Origin of the sequence: Pararobbsia silviterrae, from assembly GCF_003628125.1 — a bacterium.
Lineage (GTDB): Bacteria > Pseudomonadota > Gammaproteobacteria > Burkholderiales > Burkholderiaceae > Pararobbsia > Pararobbsia silviterrae.
The window spans coordinates 1-1084 of the sequence record NZ_RBZU01000043.1; the positions used below are offsets into that span (position 1 = coordinate 1).

Below are 1084 nucleotides of genomic sequence, written 5' to 3' on the forward strand. Positions count from 1 at the left end.
GCGCGCCGAAGTGCCGCTCGCCGAGATGTTCGGCTACTCGACGTCGCTGCGTTCGCTCACGCAGGGTCGCGCGACGTACACGATGGAGTTCAAGCATTACTCGGAACGCCGCGCAACGTCGCCGATGCGGTGATTTCGGCCAAATCGGAGTGAAGGCCCGCGCGAGCTTCTAGGAGTGGTTACGAGTGCCCGTTGATGGACTATCTTCGGACCATCCGGCAACAACGGGCACTCGTTCAGCGTTACTCGGTGCGTTCGCTTTGAACGGCGATATGGACGCTCGAAAAGGTCTGAATGTCCCTCTTGGGTTGAATAGCGTCCGCTCGGCGCAGGTTCAGACTGAACTGCCCTTAATCGGAAAGGAGGCAGTCATGGACTCCATCTCTCATACTGGCGCCGCGCGCGTGCCGTGGAACAAAGGGAGACTCACTGGTCAGAAGCCGCCACTGAAGCTGAAAGAGATCTGGGCGATCCGCATTCGGCTCACCGAGGCACCGATGCATCCATACCGAATGCAGCAACTCATCAAGGCGCGCGGCAAAGACGAGGTCGTCAATGTCCGGCAGAGAAATAGCCTCTATCAGACGATCGAGCGCCTCTTGCGAGGGAATCTGATCGCAGTACGTGAAACGGAACGTGACGGCGCGTTTCCCGAACGCACCATCTACGAGATCACCGAGGCGGGGCGCGATACCGCGCGACTATGGCTCCGGGAGCAGCTCGCGGAGCCCGCGCGCGAGTTTCCAGCGTTTCCGGCCGCGCTCTCGTTTTTGCCGCTACTGACGCCCGACGACGTTCGCCGCCAACTCGAAGTGCGTATCACTGCGCTCACGCGAGAACTCGCCCGTACGGACGCATTGCGTGAGAGCGCCGCGGTCCTGCAAGTGCCTCGCCTCTTTTTGCTCGAAGGCGAATTGATGAGAGCCACGCTGAAGGTCGAGCTCGATTGGGTAACGTGCGTCGTGAATGACCTGAAAGCTGGAAGCATTAGCCAAGCTGATGCACCAAGCGCAGATCATGCCCAAAGCCATCCGGCGGTATCGCGTGACGACGGACTCCCGGAACACTAGGCAAGCTTCACCGA

1 protein-coding gene and 1 pseudogene are annotated in these 1084 nt (G+C 60.1%); both read left to right on the forward strand.

Features of this window, described 5'->3' with window-relative positions:
* Positions 1-153: pseudogene (locus tag D7S86_RS28940) on the forward strand (hypothetical protein); the annotation flags it as partial.
* Between the two features lie 344 nt (positions 154-497).
* Entirely contained in the window at positions 498-1070 is a 573-nt protein-coding gene (locus D7S86_RS28945) for a PadR family transcriptional regulator (protein ID WP_240648461.1), read from the forward strand.
* The last annotated feature ends 14 nt before the right edge of the window (positions 1071-1084 follow it).

What these genes read in the sequence shown, in the direction of transcription:
- D7S86_RS28945 (WP_240648461.1), top strand. Translation starts at nt 498, where the DNA reads ATGCATCCATACCGAATGCAGCAACTCATCAAGGCGCGCGGCAAAGAC.